The 16,952-nt window shown below is 66.7% G+C and carries 12 protein-coding genes; 4 read left to right on the top strand and 8 right to left on the bottom strand.

All coding sequences use genetic code 11. From position 1 onward, the window contains the following. Positions 1-6: 6 nt before the first annotated feature. Complete coding sequence (locus tag C6W88_RS14225; RefSeq protein ID WP_108132928.1) at positions 7-1,581, top strand: sigma-54 interaction domain-containing protein; 1,575 nt, start codon at positions 7-9, stop codon at positions 1,579-1,581. Between the two features lie 53 nt (positions 1,582-1,634). Here the strand turns inward: C6W88_RS14225 and hypE are convergent, their stop codons facing one another. The 4 genes from hypE to hypF are packed head-to-tail and all read right to left on the bottom strand — an operon-like array spanning position 1,635 to position 6,793. Next, the gene (hypE, locus tag C6W88_RS14220) at positions 1,635-2,690 is read right to left on the bottom strand and encodes a hydrogenase expression/formation protein HypE (protein ID WP_108132927.1); all 1,056 of its coding nucleotides are present in this window, start codon (positions 2,688-2,690) and stop codon (positions 1,635-1,637) included. Then, positions 2,687-3,838 carry a hydrogenase formation protein HypD gene (gene hypD / locus C6W88_RS14215; RefSeq protein WP_108132926.1) on the bottom strand — a complete coding sequence of 384 codons (1,152 nt, stop codon included), beginning with the start codon at positions 3,836-3,838 and terminating at the stop codon, positions 2,687-2,689. Before hypD ends, hypE begins: the two co-directional genes overlap by 4 nt. Beyond that, positions 3,835-4,125, bottom strand: a complete 291-nt coding sequence (locus C6W88_RS14210; RefSeq protein ID WP_108132925.1) for a HypC/HybG/HupF family hydrogenase formation chaperone — start codon at positions 4,123-4,125, stop codon at positions 3,835-3,837. Before C6W88_RS14210 ends, hypD begins: the two co-directional genes overlap by 4 nt. After that, the gene (gene hypF, locus C6W88_RS14205; RefSeq protein WP_108132924.1) at positions 4,085-6,793 is read right to left on the bottom strand and encodes a carbamoyltransferase HypF; all 2,709 of its coding nucleotides are present in this window, start codon (positions 6,791-6,793) and stop codon (positions 4,085-4,087) included. The genes C6W88_RS14210 and hypF overlap by 41 nt, the downstream gene beginning before the upstream one ends. A gap of 425 nt (positions 6,794-7,218) precedes the next feature. Here hypF and imuA point away from each other — a divergent pair, with 425 nt between their 5' ends. From imuA to C6W88_RS14190, 3 genes are read left to right on the top strand one after another with little or no spacing between them, the layout of a single operon-like run. Next, positions 7,219-8,022 (top strand): translesion DNA synthesis-associated protein ImuA, encoded by an 804-nt coding sequence (imuA, locus tag C6W88_RS14200; protein WP_108132923.1) that lies wholly within the window; start codon positions 7,219-7,221, stop codon positions 8,020-8,022. Further along, entirely contained in the window at positions 8,019-9,449 is a 1,431-nt protein-coding gene (locus tag C6W88_RS14195; protein ID WP_108132922.1) for a Y-family DNA polymerase, read from the top strand. The genes imuA and C6W88_RS14195 overlap by 4 nt, the downstream gene beginning before the upstream one ends. Next, positions 9,433-12,675, top strand: a complete 3,243-nt coding sequence (locus C6W88_RS14190) for an error-prone DNA polymerase (protein ID WP_108132921.1) — start codon at positions 9,433-9,435, stop codon at positions 12,673-12,675. Before C6W88_RS14195 ends, C6W88_RS14190 begins: the two co-directional genes overlap by 17 nt. 62 nt (positions 12,676-12,737) lie before the next feature. On the opposite strand, the gene C6W88_RS14185 is transcribed toward C6W88_RS14190, so the two are convergent. The 4 genes from C6W88_RS14185 to ychF all read right to left on the bottom strand — a co-directional run bounded on the left by C6W88_RS14185 (position 12,738) and on the right by ychF (position 16,876). Next, entirely contained in the window at positions 12,738-13,139 is a 402-nt protein-coding gene (locus tag C6W88_RS14185; protein ID WP_045995170.1) for an ectoine synthase, read from the bottom strand. Further along, positions 13,136-14,833, bottom strand: coding sequence for an FMN-binding glutamate synthase family protein (locus C6W88_RS14180; RefSeq protein WP_108132920.1), 1,698 nt, complete (start codon positions 14,831-14,833; stop codon positions 13,136-13,138). The genes C6W88_RS14185 and C6W88_RS14180 overlap by 4 nt, the downstream gene beginning before the upstream one ends. Before the next feature lie 84 nt (positions 14,834-14,917). Beyond that, the gene (locus C6W88_RS14175) at positions 14,918-15,634 is read right to left on the bottom strand and encodes a DUF4336 domain-containing protein (RefSeq protein WP_197037121.1); all 717 of its coding nucleotides are present in this window, start codon (positions 15,632-15,634) and stop codon (positions 14,918-14,920) included. Between the two features lie 150 nt (positions 15,635-15,784). Then, positions 15,785-16,876 carry a redox-regulated ATPase YchF gene (ychF, locus tag C6W88_RS14170; protein WP_045995168.1) on the bottom strand — a complete coding sequence of 364 codons (1,092 nt, stop codon included), beginning with the start codon at positions 16,874-16,876 and terminating at the stop codon, positions 15,785-15,787. Positions 16,877-16,952: the final 76 nt, after the last annotated feature.

Genomic DNA, 16,952 nt, shown 5'->3' with positions numbered 1-16,952 from the left:
GTCGCCATGTCCACCTTGGTCGAGGGTCCGCTGTTCGATGGACGCGGTGTTGCCGCCGAGTCGCTGCCCAGTGTGCTGGTGGTCGGTGTCGCCAGCGAGCGAATCGGCTCGCTCGAGGGCGTCATGCAAGGGCGCCTGGAGTGCCTGAGGGCGACGCACTGGGAAGAGGCTCGGGCGCTGCTGGTGTCCGAGTGGGTCGGGCTGGTGATTGTCGAGCTTGCACCTGAGGGCGACGCCGCCAGGGGCACGGGGCTGTCCCCTGACGGTGGCTGGGCCAGGGAACTGGCCCATCGCTGGCCCGAGGTGCAGTGTCTGGTGATCGCCGATCATGGGCCCACCTCGGTCGGTGACTGGCCCGAGGCGTTTCACTTGCTTTGTCGCCGCAGTCCGGTCGAGGTGGTGGCGCGAACCATCGACGTCGCCCTGCGTCAGTATCAGCTCGAGCGGGAGTGTCGGCGGCTGCGCGCGGAGCGTGCCCTGTACCAGCCGACCGTTCAGGCGCGGCTGGCGGCCCACCGCCGGCGGATGCGCGAGGCGGGGGGCTTCGAGACGATCATCCGGGCGCCGGGGTCGCCGCTGGAGCCGCTGTGCGACATGGCGGCGCGCATCGCCGGCTTCGACGTGCCGGTCCTGGTGACAGGAGAAAGCGGCACCGGCAAGGAGTTGATGGCCCGGGCGATCCACGCCAGCAGCCTGCGCTCGGAGATGCCTTTCTACGCCCTGGACTGCGGCGCGGTGACCGATGAACTGCTGGAGAGCGAGCTGTTCGGCCACTGCAAGGGGGCCTTCACCGGGGCGAGTTCAAGCCGCGTCGGACTGCTGGAGCGGGCCCACGAGGGCACCCTGCTGCTGGACGAGATCGGTGACACCTCCAGCGCCTTTCAGCTGCGCCTGTTGCGCTTTCTGCAGGAGGGGGAAGTGCGCCCGGTGGGTTCCAACGAGGTGCGTCAGCTGGACGTTCGGGTCATCGCCGCGACCAATCGGGATCTGATGGCCGAGGTGGCGGCGGGACGCTTCCGGGAGGACCTCTACCATCGCCTGACGGTGGCCCCGGTTCAGTTGCCACCGCTGCGCGAGCGCGCCTGTGATATCGCGGCCCTGGCCGAGGTGCTGCTGGCGCAGATTGCCTCCCGCCATGGGGTCCGGGTCGGCGGCTTCACCGAGGAGGCGATGGCGTGTCTGTGCGCCTACACCTGGCCCGGCAATGTGCGCGAGCTGGAAAACCAGATCACCCGCATGGTGATGCTGGCGACCGGCGAGAAGCTTGGCGTCGAACTGCTGGCGCCGCACCTGCGAACCGATGAATGGCGTCAGGCGCCAGTCGAGCGGCGCCAGGACCTGCCTGAGCCGCCGAAAGCGAATACGACGGCCGATCCGGTCGAGGACGACGAGGACGACGAGGACGCCGGCACCCTGCGCGAACGGGTCGAACGCCTGGAGGCGAGCTGCCTGGCCCGGGCGCTCGAGCGTCATGGCGGCAACAAGTCGCGTACCGCCAGTGAACTGGGGCTATCGCGCATCGGCCTGAGGGCCAAGCTGCAACGCTACGGGATCGGCGAGGCGGCCGGAGACCCCGAATAGGCCGAGATTCGAATCGGCCCTGAGCAGACCACCATCAGCGTGTCAGCACCGCATCAGCAGATGCGCGGTAGCTGCTCTCCCACCAGCATGTCGACGATGCGCTGGCCGCCAAAGCCGGTGCGCAGCGTCACCCGTCCCGGCTTGCCGACCAGTGCCTGACCGATGATCGCGGCTTCCTTTCCCAGCGGATGCCCGCGCAGGGCGACCAGGGCCGCCTCGGCCTGAGCCGCGGGCACCACCGCTACCAGCTTGCCTTCGTTGGCCAGGTACAGTGGATCCAGGCCCAGAATCTCGCACATCCCCCGGACCTCCTTGCGCAGCGGCAGGGCCAGGTCGTCGAGTTCGATGGCAAGCCTGGAGGCATCGGCCATCTCGTTGAGCACCGTGGCGACGCCGCCCCGGGTGGCGTCACGCAGGCAGCGGGTCTCGGGGGCGGCGGCCAGCAGTGCCTCGATCAGGCCATTGAGGGAGGCGCAGTCGCTCTCCAGGTCGGTGTCCAGCGACAGGTCGCCACGGGCCGCCAGGATGGCGGCACCGTGATCGCCGAGCCAGCCGTTGACGATGATCACGTCGTCGGCCTGAATGCGCTCGATACCGAGCTTACGCTCGGCGGGAATGACGCCGATGCCAGTGGTGGTGATGAAGACGCCGTCGCAGGCCCCGCGCTCGACCACCTTGGTGTCACCGGTGACGATCTCGACCCCGGCCTCGCGGGCCGCCGTGGCCATGGAGCGGGCGATGCGCCTCAGGTCATCGATCGGCAGGCCTTCTTCCAGGATCACCGCGCAGGACAGGTAGCGGGGATGGGCGCCCCCCACGGCCAGGTCGTTGACGGTGCCGCACACCGCCAGCTTGCCGATGTCACCACCGGGAAAGAACAGCGGGTCGACCACGAAGCCGTCGGTGGTCATGGCCAGCCGGTCGCCCAGGCATGCCAGCTCGGCCAGCTCCAGCCGCGCCTGGTCCTCGAGCACCTCGGGAAGCGCGGTGAATTCCCTGACGAAGACGTCATCGATCAGGTCCTTCATGGCCTTGCCGCCGCCTCCGTGGGCCTGGGTCACCGCGCGGGCGGCAAGGGTGGGAAGCTGTCGTCGCGTCGTATCGCTCATGATTCGGCCTGGCTTGTGCTGTGGTTCGGGCTATCGACGTTGCCCCCGCCGTATTGATAGTAGGCAGCGCAGGCGCCTTCGCTGGAGACCATCAGCGCGCCCCGGGGTTGATCCGGTGTGCAACGCTTGCCGAACAGCTCGCACTGCCAGGGCTTGAGATTACCGGTGAGCACGTCGCCACAGCGGCAGCTGTCGGGGTCGGCCACCTGCTGGTTGGGCACGGCAAACTTGCGTTCGGCATCGTAGGCGCCGTAGGCGGCCTTGATCTGGACACCTGACTCGGCGATCGATCCAAGCCCGCGCCACTCGCAGTTCTCGCGGGGCTCGTAGACCTGATGGAAGGCCTCCAGGGCGGTGAGGTTGCCGTCGCTGGTCACCAGACGCTGGTACTGGTTCTCGACCTCGGCGCGGCCATCGTGGAGCTGACGAACGACCATCAGCAGCGACTGCAGGATATCCAGGGGCTCGAAGCCAGAGACCACCACCGGGCAGCCATAGTGCTCGGCGATGAAGCGGTAGGGATCGGTGCCGATGATCATCGACACGTGCCCCGGTCCGAGAAAGCCGTCCAGGCGATGGTCAGGGTTGTCGAGGATCGCCTTGAGCGTCGGGATGATGGTGATGTGGTTGCAGAACACCGAGAAGTTGTCGACCCCTTCGCGCGCGGCCTGGGCGATGGTCAGGGCGGTGGAGGGGATGGTGGTCTCGAAGCCCAGGCCGAAGAACACTACCTCCCGATCCGGATGCTTGCGGGCCAGTGCCAGGGCGTCGGTGGGGGAGTAGACGATGCGCACATCGGCGCCGTCGGCCTTGGCCTGAATCAGGCTCTTGCGTGAGCCGGGAACCCGGATGGCGTCGCCGAAGGTGGCGAGGATCACCTCGGGACGCTCGGCGATGGCGACGCAGTCATCGACGCGACCCATCGGCAGCACGCACACCGGGCAGCCGGGGCCGTGGATCAGCTCCAGTTCCGGCGGCAGCATGGCCTCCAGCCCATAGTGGAAGATCGCGTGGGTGTGGCCCCCACAGACCTCCATGATGCGCACCGGGCCTCCACGCTGCTCGGCCAGGCGGGCGACCAGGGTGGTGATGTGTTCGAGGATCTGCCGGGCGCGGGCGTGATCGCGGAATTCGTCGATGAATTTCATGAAGAGACCTCCTGGTCGCCGGTCAAGGTCAGGGCGTCGAACTCGTGGGTATCGCCTAGTTCGTCCAGCAGTTCGAGGGTGCGCGCCGCAGCCTCGGCGTCGATACGGTTCAGGGCGAAGCCCACATGGACCAGTACCCAGTCGCCCACGCAGTGTTCGGGCGGGTGGTCGTCATCGACGATGCAGGCGATGTTGATCTGGCGTCGGACCCCGCTCACGTCCACCGTGGCGAGCCGCGCGTCGGCGTCATCGAGGGAAATGATCTGTCCTGGAATTCCCAGACACATGGGCGGTCTCCTGTGCGTTATTGGATGCCGTGGTGGCGGTAGTGACAGTGGCAATGGAGGGAACGGTTGTTGTTGTCGAGATCGTCGAGGTTGCTGAGGTTGCCGAGATTGCTGAGGCTGCCGAGGTCAGACTATCCGACGCCTGGTCGGAGGCCAGCGGATGACGCCGTGCTGCCGCGATCAGCGCCTGGCCCAGGGCGATGCCGCCGTCGTTGGCCGGCACCTGGCGGTGGGTCAGCACTCGAACAGGCAGGGGGGCGAGGCACTTAAGCGTCAGTTCCAGCAGGGTGCGGTTGTGAAAGCAGCCGCCGCTCAGCGCGACGGTCTTGACGTTGCGCGTGCTGGAGAGGCGCCGGGCATGGTCGTTAGAGACTTCGTCACGTGCGTCGTCCTGCATGTCGCCATCGACGTCGCCCAGCATCTCGCCAACGACCTCGCCAAGCCCCTTGGCCAGTCCCAGATGAAAGCGCGCCGCGATCAGCGTGGCGTCCTTGCCGGCGGCCAGGTCGTCAAACAGCGCCGTCCACATCGGTGCCGGATCGAGGGTCCGGTGACCGCCTTGCTCCCTGTGAAGGGAGAAGGGATACGGCGCAATGGCGCCAGAGGTGCGTGACGTAGGCGGCGGGGTCGGTGTCAGCGCGCGGGCGGCCAGGGCTTCCAGGGCCATGGCCGCTTCGCCTTCGTGGTGCTGGCGATCGAAGCACAGCTCCAGGGCGGCGGCGACGGCGTCGAACAGGCGCCCGCAGGAGGAGGCGAGGGGGCTATTGATCCCGGCCTCGATCATCCCACTCAGGGTATCGATCGGCTTCTGCTGCAGTCGCTTCAGTACGCCAAGGTTTGGGTGGCGGCGCTTGAGGGCGGCAAGGCCGGGACCGGCGATGAGCTGCGCCAAGAGGTTGCGCCAGGGCTCGCGGGAGGCGGCGCCGGCCCCCGGCATGGCCACGGACTTGAGAGAACCTAACCGCTGGCAATGGCGATAATCCGCCAGCAGGAACTCACCGCCCCGCAGGCCGCCATTCTCGCCAAGGCCCAGGCCGTCCAGGGCGATCCCCAGTACCGGAGCGGCGTCGCGAGGATAGCCGTTGTCGGCCAGACAGGCGGCGATATGGGCGTGGTGATGGCCGATGGCATCGAGTGGCAGGCCGGCGTCGTCGGCCATTCGCCGAGCCATGCCGCTGGTACGGTAGTCCGGGTGAGTGTCGCAGGCCAGCCAGGCGGGACGGTGGTCGTAAAGCGTCAGGAAGTCGTCAAGATTGCGTTCGTAGTCGTCGAGGGTGGCGGCGTCGTCCAGGTCACCCTGATGCGGGGACAGGATTGCGCGCTGGTCATCCACCAGGCAGAAGGTGGCCTTCTGTTGCGGACCCAGGGCAAGCCCCGGCGAGATGTCCTCGAAGCCAGGCGGCAGCGGCAGTGATGCCGGGGCGTAGCCCCTGGCACGACGCAGCATGCGCACCTTGCCGGCGGCCAGCTGTACCAGGCTATCGTCGATACGCCGGGCGATTGCGCGGTCGTGGGTGAGGGCGTGGCTGGCGATTGTCGATAGGCTGTCGACGAGTCCGCCATCGTCGATCAGTTGGGGCTCGCCGGAGACGTTGCCGCTGGTCATCACGATGGGAAAGGGCAGCCGCTGGCACAGCAGCACGTGCAAGGGGGTCGATGGCAGCATCACGCCGAGCCGGTCGAGTCCCGGGGCCAGGGCCTCGGCGAGTGGCCGGCCTGGGGCCTCGTCACGGCGCCGCTCGAGCAGCACGATGGGCGCGGCGGCTGAGCAGAGTGCCTGTTGTTCGAGCTCATCGAGCCGGCAATAACGCCTGACCATCTCCAGGTCTTTTGCCATCAACGCCAGCGGTCGGGTGGGGCGATGCTTGAGTCGTCGCAGGCGCTCGAGGGCCTCGGTGCTGGTGGCGTCGCAGGCAAGCTGGTAGCCGCCGAGACCCTTGATGGCGAGGATCTGGCCCTGGCGGATCAGCGCGGCGGCCTGGTCGATAGGAGCCTCGAGCGAAGATTCAGCGCGAGTCTCGATGGCATCTTCGCCCGCCAGCCAGGGCCCGCCGTCCAGCGCCACCAGACGCACCTGGGGCCCGCAGGCCGGACAGGCGATGGGTTCGGCATGAAAGCGACGGTCGCCGGGATCCAGATATTCGGCGCGACAGCACTCGCATAGCGCAAAGTCAGCCATGGTGGTGGCCGCCCGGTCGTAGGGCATGTCACGAATGATCGACAGGCGCGGGCCACAGTGGGTGCAGTTGGTCAGGGCGTAACCGGAGCGTCGCTGGTGCTGGCTCAGTATTTCTTCTGTGCAGGCTGCGCAGATGGCGGCGTCCACGGCGATATCGGTGCGCGTTGCGCCCTCGAGACTATCGACGATGGTGAAGCCGACTCGGTGCAGCGGCGCCAGGCCCGAGCGAACCTCGATGTCGGTGATCTGTGCCAGTGGGGGCGGGTCGCGCTTGAGTTGTTCGATCAGGCTCTCGAGGCGTTCACTGGGGCCGGTTGCCCGGATCAGCACGCCTTCACCGTCGTTGAGCACCTCACCGACCAGCGCTAGCCGGTTGGCCAGTTGCCATACCGTCGGACGAAACCCCACACCCTGCACACAGCCGCGGACCCGGATTTCTACCGTGGTCTCTGGGGTGCATGGCGGTGTCGTGGGGGGGTGAATGGTCATGACGTCCAGCGGTGAAGAAAAGACCTGCCTGACTATTTCACAGCTATCGCAAGCCAAACTTGAGCTGTGACAACCTTCTACGACCACCATACCCCTCCCCCGGGGAGCCCCCGTGGCGCTTCTGTGCTGGTGTGAGCGGATGTGCCGCTTTCCTGACCCATCGTCAGATTGCCTTGGCGCTGCATTGCCGACTTGGCATTGGGCGAGTACTGTATAAAATAACAGCATTTGGTGTATCGGCGTCCGGCCGGTAAGGCCAGCGTGGGCCAGAAACCTGGACCAGAAACCTGGGTTAGAAATCTGAGCCGGGCTGGAGTATCTAGCGGGCCAGGAGCGCAGCTCGGCAGAGAACGCCAGCAGAGAACGCCAGTTCAGCAGGCCAGTTCAGCAGGCCAGTTGAGCGGGACAGGAGCGGGAGAGGAGCGATGAAGGCAGCAGACAACCAGGCCCGTGACAACGCAAGTGATGACCTCTCGCGCTTGATGCAGCGAGGCAGCGTCTGGCGGGCGCGGCGACAGTGGCACCGTGATCAGCCAGAGGGCGACACGAGGCGCGGGATCTCCACCGGGGTCGAGGCTCTGGACAAGGTGCTCGGCGGTGGCTGGCCCCGGGGAGAGCTGCTGGAACTGCTGCTGGATCGAGCGGGTTGCGGCGAGATTCGTCTATTGCTTCCGCTGATGCACCGCTGCGAGCGGGTGGTATGGTTTGACCCACCCTGGCAGCCTCATGCGGCGGCCCTGGCGGCGGCGGGCCTGGATCTGTCGCGTCTGGTCATCGTGCGTACCCGCCATCCCAGGCAGCGGCTGTGGGCCATGGAGCAGGCATTGAAGAGCGGCTGCTGCGATCTGGTGCTGGGCTGGTTCGCCGCGGTGCAGGGGCAATGGCTGCGGCGGCTGCAGCTCGCCGTGGCGTCAGGCGGCGGCCATGGCGCGCTGATTCGACCGGCCGACTTCGCCAGGCAAGGGTCAGTGGCCCCCTGGCGACTGCGGCTGTCGGCTCCTGACCAGAGCAGCGGTGACGAGACGGCGCCCTTGTCGAAGCGCATCGAGGTCCATGCCTTCAAGCGCAAGGGGGCCATGCCTGCCAGGGCCATCGATATCATCCTGGCCGACTCGAGACTGTCGCCCCCGAGCCCGCGGCCGACCTCGCTGCCGTGCGCACCCAGTGGGGAACATCGATCCCGCCCCGTGTTGCTCGTCTCCGAGCGCAAGGGTGTGGGGCGATCATGAAGGGGCTGTGGCTATGCCTTCACTGTCCGCAGCTTGGGCTTGAGGTGCTGAGCGCCGGCGATGACGGACCCCTCGCGCTGCTGTGCGAGGACGGGGAGCGTATCGCCCTGGTCTCGGCCGGGGCCTGGCAGGCCGGTGTGCGGCCGGGCATGACGATCAGTGCGGCACTATGTCTGGAGCCAGGACTCCGGCTGTTGACGCCGGATCCTGAGGTGAGCCGACGTCGTCTCGAAGGGCTGGCGCTATGGTGTGCCCGCTTCAGCGCCCGGGTCAGTCTCGAGCCGACGGGGGAGAACGCCTCGTCCTGGGGGGTGGTGATGGAGATCGCCTCGATGCTCGACTACTTCGGTGGACTCGAGGGACTGTGGCGACGCCTGCACGAAGAATTGGCGACCCTGGAGCTTGAGGTGTCCAGCGCCACCGGGCATACCCCGCTGGCCGCCTGCCTGCTGGCCCGGACGGGGGGCTATTGCGGCCAAGGCGAGGCGGAGCATATGGCCAGGCTCGGCAGGCTTCGCCTCGACCGGCTGGGGCTGTCCGCACGCCAGCAGTCGCGCCTCAAGGGACTCGGGTTTACGCACCTCAACGACCTGCTTGTGCTGCCGCCAGCCTCGCTGGCCTCGCGCCTGGGGACAGACCTGCGGCGCTACCTTCAGCGCTTGACCGGCGAGGTCGCCGATCCCCCGCCGGTATTCGCGCCGCCGCCTCGCTTCGATCGTGAGCGGGAGCTGGTCCATGAGATCGAGCTGGCCGCCGGCATCGTGTTTCCCCTGCGGCGCCTGCTGGCGGAGCTCGAGGGCTTTCTCAAGGTGCGTTGCGTCAAGGCATTGTCGTTGACCTTGACCCTGTATCACCGGGAAGGGGCTCAGGACCTGAGCGTGGGGCACGCCGGGGGCGAGCAGGCGGCGGAGGCCTGGCTCGAGCTGTGCCGGCTGCGTCTGGAATCAGTGGTGCTGGACGCGCCGGTGTTGCGCCTGCGCCTGGAGGTCAGCGAGGTAGCTAGCCTGCAAGAGGTGGCAACGGACCTGTTTCAGGCGGCGCCGCCCAGAGACACCCCCGAGGCACTGTTCAGCCGGTTGCGTTCTCGTCTCGGTGATGGCGCCGTGTTGCAGCCCATGGCGCTGGAGGATCATCGCCCCGAACGAGCCTCCCGCTTGGTAGCGCAGCCGGGGACCGCCCGCAGGCCCCCGTCTGAAATCCAGAGCGCCAACCATCCGGCCTGGCTGCTGGAACACCCCGAGCCGTTGACGCCGGCGACCCTCGAGCGTCTGGTCTGGGTCGCCGGGCCCGAGCGACTGGCCAGCGGCTGGTGGGACCAGGCCCCGGCGCGACGTGACTATCACGTGGCCTGCTGGCCGGACGGTCGCCACGGCTGGGTCTTTCGCGACGCCGAGTCGCAATGGTGGTTGCATGGCTGGTTCGGTTGAGCGTGTCGGCGAGCCACCTGACGCTGCCGAAGTCGCCCCGGGCCCTGGCTACGCTGAGCTACATTGCCTGTCCAACTTCACCTTTCTCAAGGGCGCGTCTCACCCCCATGAGCTGGTCGCCCGCGCCGCCGAGCTTGGCTATCGCGCCCTGGCGATCACCGACGAGTGCTCGGTGGCCGGCATCGTGCGCGCCTGGGAGGCTGCCCGAGACCACCGGATCGCGCTGATCGTCGGTGCCGAGTTTCGCCTGGCCGACGAAGTCGTGGTCGTGCTGGCCGAGAACCGCTGCGGCTACGCCAGCCTGTGCCGGCTGATCACCCTGGGCCGTCGCCGTGCGCCCAAGGGCAGCTATCGTCTCGACTGGGAGGACCTGGAGGCGCTCGAGGACTGTCTGCTGCTGTACCTGCCGGGCAACGACGACGCCCGGACTCGGGAGAGAATGGACGGGCTAAAGCAACGCTTCGACGGGCGCTGCTGGGTGATGGTCCAGCGCCACTTCCTGGCAAGCGAGGAGGAGCGATTGACAAGGCGGATGAGGCTGGCGAGTGCCGCCGGCCTGCCGCTGGTCGCCAGCGGTGGCGTCCTGATGCACCAGCCGAGCCGCAAGCGATTGCAGGACGTGCTGACCGCACTTCGGCATCGCACCAGCGTGCAGCGCGCCGGTTTTCTGCTGGAGCCCAACGCCGAGCGCTGCCTGCGACCCCTGTCGCGGCTGGCGCAGTGTTTCGCGCCTGCGCTGCTCGAACAAAGCCTGCGTATCGCCGAGCGCTGTCGTTTCGATCCCGGCGAGCTGCGCTACGAGTACCCCGAGGAACTGGTCCCCGACGGCCATACGCCGTCGTCCTGGCTGGCGCACAAGGTGCGCCAGGGCGAGCGGCTACGCTTCCCGGAGGGTACGCCTTCGGATATCGCCGAGCAGATCGCCCGCGAGCTTGAGCTGATCGCCAGGATGGCCTACGAGCCGTTCTTTCTGACCATCGAGGACATCGTCGCCTTCGCCCGCCGTCAGGGCATCCTGTGTCAGGGGCGTGGCTCGGCGGCCAATTCGGTGGTCTGTTACTGCCTGTTTATCACCGAGGTGGACCCGCGTCAGGTGCAGCTGCTGTTCGAACGCTTTATTTCCGAGGAGCGCGACGAGCCGCCGGATATCGACGTGGACTTCGAGCACGAGCGCCGCGAGGAGGTGATCCAGTACATCTATCGGCGCTACGGCCGCGAGCGGGCCGGGCTTGCCGCCACTGTGATCAGCTACCGCCCCAGAAGTGCACTCAAGGACGTGGGGCGGGCGCTGGGGCTGCAACCGGGCTATCTGGCCTGGCTCGCCAGTCGGCTGGATCGACGCGAGGGCGAGGGCGCCTGGCTCGAGGCGCTCAAGCAGACGGTGGGGGAGCCGGTAGGCGGCGGAGGTGAAGAGGCCGCCTCCACCGCCGTCCCGGAACTGCTGCGCCATCTGGTCGAGCTGGTGGAGCAGCTATTGGGCTTTCCCCGCCACCTGTCTCAGCACGTGGGGGGCTTCGTGATCTCGCGCGGGCCGCTGCACGAGCTGGTGCCGGTGGAGAACGCCGCGATGGAAGGGCGTACCCTGATCCAGTGGAACAAGGACGACCTGGAGAGTCTGGGGCTGCTCAAGGTCGACGTGCTGGCGCTGGGTATGCTGACCGCCATTCGCAAGACCCTGGCGCTGCTGTCTGACGGAGGTGAACACAGGGACGACGACAGGCGCTGCTTCGAGAGCACGGGCGAGGGCGACGACGATGGCGAGGGCGATGGCGAGCATCAGGCCATGGCGATGTCCCGGGTGCCCCGGGATGATCCTGAGGTGTACGCCATGCTCAGTCGCGGGGACAGCGTCGGCGTCTTCCAGGTGGAGAGCCGTGCCCAGATGAACATGCTGCCGCGCTTGAAGCCCCGCAACTACTACGACCTGGTGATCGAGATCGCCATCGTTCGTCCAGGGCCGATCCAGGGCGACATGGTGCATCCCTACCTGCGGCGTCGCGACGGCATCGAGGAGGTCAGCTATCCCAGCGACGAGGTCAGGGGCGTGCTCGAGCGGACCCTGGGGGTGCCGATCTTCCAGGAGCAGGTGATCAAGCTGGCCATGGTGGCGGCGGGCTATTCCGGTGGCGAGGCCGACCAGTTGCGGCGGGCCATGGCGGCCTGGCGACGGGCCGGCACCATCGCCGAGCACCAGCAGCGGCTGACCGCCGGGCTGCGTGCCAGGGGCTACAGCGACGAGTTTGCCAACGCCATCTGTCGCCAGATCGAGGGCTTTGGCCAGTACGGCTTCCCCGAGTCCCACGCGGCCAGCTTCGCCCACCTGGTGTACGTCTCGGCCTGGCTCAAGTGTCACCACCCCGCGGCCTTCTGCTGTGGCCTGCTCAATAGCCAGCCGATGGGCTTCTATAGTCCCTCACAGCTGGTGCAGGATGCCCGCCGCCACGACGTCGAGGTGCGTCCGGTGGACATCAATGCCAGCCACTGGGACGCCACCCTGGAGCCGGACGGTGCCCTGCGACTGGGCTTTCGCCTGGTCAAGGGGCTGGGGCGTGGTGCCATCGACTGCCTGCTGGCGAGGCGTCCGGCCAACGGCTATGCCAGCGTCGCCGAGGCCAGGCGTCGCGCGCCGATGTCGGCCCGCGAGTGGGAAGCGCTGGCGGCGGCCGGGGCGCTGTCGAGCCTCGGCGGCCATCGCTACCAGGCACGCTGGAATCTGCTGGCGCCGGATCCGGCGCTGGCGCTGGGCGAGACCGATATCCTCGACGACACCACCCCAGAGCTGGCGCCCCCCAGCGAGCAGGCTGACCTCGAGGAGGACTTTCGCCATCTGGGGCTGAGCCTTGCCCGCCATCCCATGGCGTTGCTGCGCGAGCAGGCCTCGATGGCGCGGCAAGGACTGGCGCGTTGCCTCAAGGCCACTGAGCTTGCCGAGCTGGACCACGGCCATCTGGTCCAGGTAGCGGGGCTGGTGACCACCCGCCAGCGGCCGGGCACCGCCTCCGGGGTCACCTTCGTGACCCTGGAAGACGAGACCGGCAACGTCAACGTGGTGGTGTGGAAGGACACCGCCAAGGCCCAGCGCCAGGCGCTGTTGAACGCCCGGCTGTTGAAGGTCACCGGCCATCTGGAGCGCGAGGGCAGCGTGATCCACGTGATCGCCGGACGCCTCGAGGACTTAAGCAGATTGTGGGCCGGGCTCGGCGTGCCCTCGCGGGATTTCCGCTAGGTCTTGCTGTCTGCCTCCAGCGCCGATCTGTGCTTGGTGCCGCCCCGGCGTCGGGCCATGGCTCAGCGCTTGAGCACGCTGCCGTCGTCGTCGAGCAGGGGATAGGAGCCCTGTTCATCGTGGGTCTCGGGACCGACCAGGGCCGGCGAGAAGGTACAGATCACGGTCATGCCCTTTTCGCTCGACAGGATATGCTGCTGGTGCTTGTCGAGGGCGTAGAGCACACCGGGCTTGAGATCCCACTTGCCGCCCTCGGTCAGGTCCTCGATCTGGCCCTCGCCTTCGATGCACAGGACCGTCTCGGTGTGGTTCTTGTACCACATGTGGAGTTCCTGGCCGGGCTTGATGTAGGTCTCGTGGACCGAATGCCCCATGCCGTCCTTGCGCAGGGTGTAGCGCCGGCTGATCCACTTGTCGTCCTCTACGGCTGACTTCTCCGCATCCTTGTGACTACGTACGATCATCGTTGCACCTCCTTTGGCGGATGATGGCGGTCTCCTTCGCCGCCGTCTCGATGGGGGGCGGGGGCCGTCCTGTGATGGCTTTCCTGGTGCGAGCCTCCCGGTCCACGCAAGAAGTGGTGGGGACTGGCTTCATGCCAGTCGTCTCGCCAGCAGGCGGGGAGTTGTTGCGCTTTCTGGTGGTCGAGCAAGGCGCCGACCTCCAGGCTGTCGCCTTGCCATACCCGGGTGGCGGTGGCCGGTCCCTCGAGCAGGTGCTCAGGGCGCAAGTCGCCTGGGCCTGCCAGGCCCATGGTGCCGATCATGTCGAGGCAGGCGTCCAGGGTGGCCCGATGGAAGCGCTGGACGTTGTCGGCCTTGCTGTCGACATCGATGGAGCGACTGCGGGCCGGATCCTGGGTCGCCACTCCGGTGGGGCAGGTGTTGGTGTGGCAACGCTGGGCCTGGATGCAACCCAAGGTAAACATGAACGGGCGTGCGGCGTTGCAGACGTCGGCGCCCAGCGCGAACTTCTCGACCATGTCGATGGCAAGTGCCACCTTGCCGCTGGCGATCACGCTGATTTCGTCGCGCTTGCCGATCCCCTTGAGGCAGGCGTCGACGATCGGCAGCGCCTCATCGATATAGCGGCCCACATGGTCGGCGTACTCCGCCGGTCCCGCGCCGGTGCCGCCCTCGGCGCCGTCCACGGTGATGAAGTCCGGCTGGATGCCGCTTGCTAGCATGGCCTTGCACATCGCAAGCATGTCCCGGGTGTGGCCGAGGCACAGCTTGATGCCCACCGGCTTGCCGCCGCTAAGATCGCGCAGGCGCTGGATGAACTGCATCAGTTCCAGCGGGGTGGAAAATTCCGGATGGGCCGCCGGTGAATAGCAGTCTTCCCCCACCGGGACCTGGCGTGTCTTGGCGATCTCCTGGTCGACCTTGGAGCCGGGGAGCATGCCGCCGTGTCCCGGCTTGGCGCCCTGGGACAGCTTGATCTCGATCATCTTGACCTGATCCTCGCGGGCCTTGGCGCTGAACGCTTCCGGGTTGAAGCGCCCGGCCTGGTCGCGGCAGCCAAAGTAGCCGCTGGCGATCTGCCAGATCAGGTCACCGCCGTGCCGTTGGTGATAAGGACTGATGGCACCCTCGCCGGTGTCCTGGGCAAAGCCGCCGCGCCTGGCCCCCAGGTTGAGGGCGGTGATGGCCCGTCCGGACAGGGCGCCAAAGCTCATGGCCGAAATGTTGAGCCGTGAAGAGCGGTAGGGGCGGTGGCACTGGGGGCCACCGATCGTCACCCAGGCTTGCTGCGGGTCGACGCGAGTGGGGATCATGGCGTGGGCAATCTGGCGACGCCCTTGGCGCAGCACGTCCTGGCGGGTGCCGAAGGGGGCGGTGTCGCTGCGTCCCTCGGCCCGGGCGCCGATGATCTGGCGCTGTTCGCGATTGAACGGCCGGCCGCTGGTCTCCGATTCGAAGAAGTACTGGCGCAGTTCCGGACGCAGAAATTCCATCATGTAGCGCAGATGGCCGACGATGGGGTAGTTGCGCAGCACGTTGTGGCTGGAGCGCAGGTCCAGCACGCCGACCACCCCCAGCGCTGCCAGCGGTAGCCACCACCAGAGCTGTTGCGGGGATGTCGGTAACCAAAAAATGCCGAGCAGGCCAACTGCCAACAGATAACCGATCAGCAGTAGCCGAGGTGAACCAAGCATGAGCGCAGATCCTTTGCGTTCAGAACCTGCCTCAATGTTATACAAACATTATGCACTGTATGCAAACAGCGCCATGCTTGGCCCTTACTCCTTCAACCAGCGAAAAGCGCGGGCGAGAAAGTCGCTGGCGTCATGCTCGATGATCTCGCCGTGGGCCATGATGATTCGAGCGGGCCGCCAGGAGAGCAGGGTGCGCAGATGTTCGCTTGCCAGGTAGCGTCGGCCGAGGAAGCTCAGTCGCCACTCCAGTGGCATCCTGCCATCCGGCGCCAGGATGCCCGAGAGCCTGGCCAGTCGACGCTGCAAGGGCGTCAGGGAAGCAGGGGGTAGATTGCCGATAAGATCGGCCACGATCAGGCTGCGGCTGGAACGATGCAGGAACACCGCTTCCTGCATGCGCGATGAGCCGGTGAACAGGCACTGGTCGATATCGTCACCCCAGAAGCGGTTGGGAGTGCCATCCAGGGTGCTTTCGAACACCAGGTCGCCGCGCTTGGCGATGACTGACCGGGTGCCGAAACTGCGAGCCATCGGGTAGGCCATCTGCCATTCGCGCATGAACAGGTGGTGACAATGGTTGGGAGCGATCAGGAAGTGTACCTGGCCCAACTCGTCGAGGGCGTCACGCAGTGGCTCGGTCAGCGGAACGGGGCTGTGGACCCACAGCCGGTCGCCGCTCAGGCGTACCACCACCATGCGTGTCGGATAGGGCAGCAGCTTGCCTCTGATGACGGGCCCATCCGCTATCCATAGCTCAGGCGCCGTTGCCTTGAGTGGTGGAGAATCGTTCGAGAGTGTCACGCTCTTGTTCCTGCGCTTGATGACATCTCTCGAATATAACCTCTTTGCGATAGAGTTGCTGCATGTGACTGGCATGTAAACGACAACACCGAGGCATGCCTCGGTGTTGACACAGGAAACGTGATGTTACGTCGGGCGCTGCGGTGAGCGTCAGACGTTGAAGCGGAAGTGCACCACGTCGCCGTCCTTGAGCACGTAGTCCTTGCCTTCCAGGCGCCACTTGCCGGCGTCCTTGGCGCCCTGCTCGCCGTTCAGGCTGACGAAGTCGTCATAGGCCACCACTTCGGCGCGGATGAAGCCTTTCTGGAAGTCGGTGTGGATGACGCCGGCGCCTTCCGGGGCGGTGGCGCCGACCTTGACGGTCCAGGCACGCACTTCCTTGACCCCTGCGGTGAAGTAGGTCTGCAGACCCAGCAGGGCGTAGCCGGCGCGGATCACCCGGTCGAGGCCGGGCTCTTCCATGCCCATCTCGGCCAGGAACATCTCGCGTTCCTCGTCATCGAGTTCGGCGATCTCGGCTTCCAGCTGGTTGCACACGGGAACCACCACGGCGCCCTCGGCCTCGGCGATGCCCTTGACCACGTCGAGGTAGGGGTTGTTGTCGAAGCCGTCCTCGTTGACGTTGGCGATGTACATGGTCGGCTTCAGGGTCAGGAAACCGAAGCTCTTGATCTGCTTCTTCTCGTCATCGCTCAGATCGAAGCTGCGCAGCGGCTGGCCTTCGGCCAGGTGCGGCTGGATCTTGTCGAGCACCGCCTTGGTGGCAATGGCGTCCTTGTCGCCGCCCTTGACCACGCGAACCAGGCGCTGGATGGCCTTCTCCACGGTGTCGAGATCGGCCAGGGCCAGCTCCAGGTTGATGGTCTCGATATCCGCCGCCGGGTCGACCTGGTTGGCCACGTGGATGACGTTGTCGTTGTCGAAGCAGCGCACCACGTGGGCGATGGCCTGGGTCTCGCGGATATTGGCGAGGAACTGGTTGCCGAGACCTTCACCCTTGGAGGCACCGGCGACCAGGCCGGCGATATCGACGAATTCCATGGTGGTGGGCACCACCTTCTCCGGCTTGACGATCTCGGCGAGCTTGTCGAGGCGCGGGTCCGGCATGGGGACGATGCCGACATTGGGCTCGATGGTGCAGAACGGGAAGTTCTCTGCATCGATGCCGGACTTGGTCAGGGCGTTGAAGAGGGTGGACTTGCCGACGTTGGGCAGACCAACGATGCCGCAGTTGAATCCCATGGGTGGTTCCTGAAGGCGTGAAGTGAAAGAAGTCGGCGCACAGTGTATGACGTCGGGCCAGGCGGGGACAGCCCGG

It is taken from the genome of Halomonas litopenaei, assembly GCF_003045775.1.
Classification (GTDB): domain Bacteria; phylum Pseudomonadota; class Gammaproteobacteria; order Pseudomonadales; family Halomonadaceae; genus Halomonas; species Halomonas litopenaei.
The sequence above is the reverse complement of the archived record's forward strand: the minus strand, read 5'-3'. Positions and strand labels throughout refer to the sequence as shown.

Excerpts from the sequence above, each read along its gene's own strand:
- C6W88_RS14225 (WP_108132928.1), top strand. The coding sequence starts at position 7 with ATGTCCACCTTGGTCGAGGGTCCGCTGTTCGATGGACGCGGTGTTGCC.
- hypE (WP_108132927.1), bottom strand. The coding sequence starts at position 2,690 with ATGAGCGATACGACGCGACGACAGCTTCCCACCCTTGCCGCCCGCGCG.
- hypD (WP_108132926.1), bottom strand. The coding sequence starts at position 3,838 with ATGAAATTCATCGACGAATTCCGCGATCACGCCCGCGCCCGGCAGATC.
- C6W88_RS14210 (WP_108132925.1), bottom strand. The coding sequence starts at position 4,125 with ATGTGTCTGGGAATTCCAGGACAGATCATTTCCCTCGATGACGCCGAC.
- hypF (WP_108132924.1), bottom strand. The coding sequence starts at position 6,793 with ATGACCATTCACCCCCCCACGACACCGCCATGCACCCCAGAGACCACG.
- imuA (WP_108132923.1), top strand. The coding sequence starts at position 7,219 with ATGAAGGCAGCAGACAACCAGGCCCGTGACAACGCAAGTGATGACCTC.
- C6W88_RS14195 (WP_108132922.1), top strand. The coding sequence starts at position 8,019 with ATGAAGGGGCTGTGGCTATGCCTTCACTGTCCGCAGCTTGGGCTTGAG.
- C6W88_RS14190 (WP_108132921.1), top strand. The coding sequence starts at position 9,433 with ATGGCTGGTTCGGTTGAGCGTGTCGGCGAGCCACCTGACGCTGCCGAA.
- C6W88_RS14185 (WP_045995170.1), bottom strand. The coding sequence starts at position 13,139 with ATGATCGTACGTAGTCACAAGGATGCGGAGAAGTCAGCCGTAGAGGAC.
- C6W88_RS14180 (WP_108132920.1), bottom strand. The coding sequence starts at position 14,833 with ATGCTTGGTTCACCTCGGCTACTGCTGATCGGTTATCTGTTGGCAGTT.
- ychF (WP_045995168.1), bottom strand. The coding sequence starts at position 16,876 with ATGGGATTCAACTGCGGCATCGTTGGTCTGCCCAACGTCGGCAAGTCC.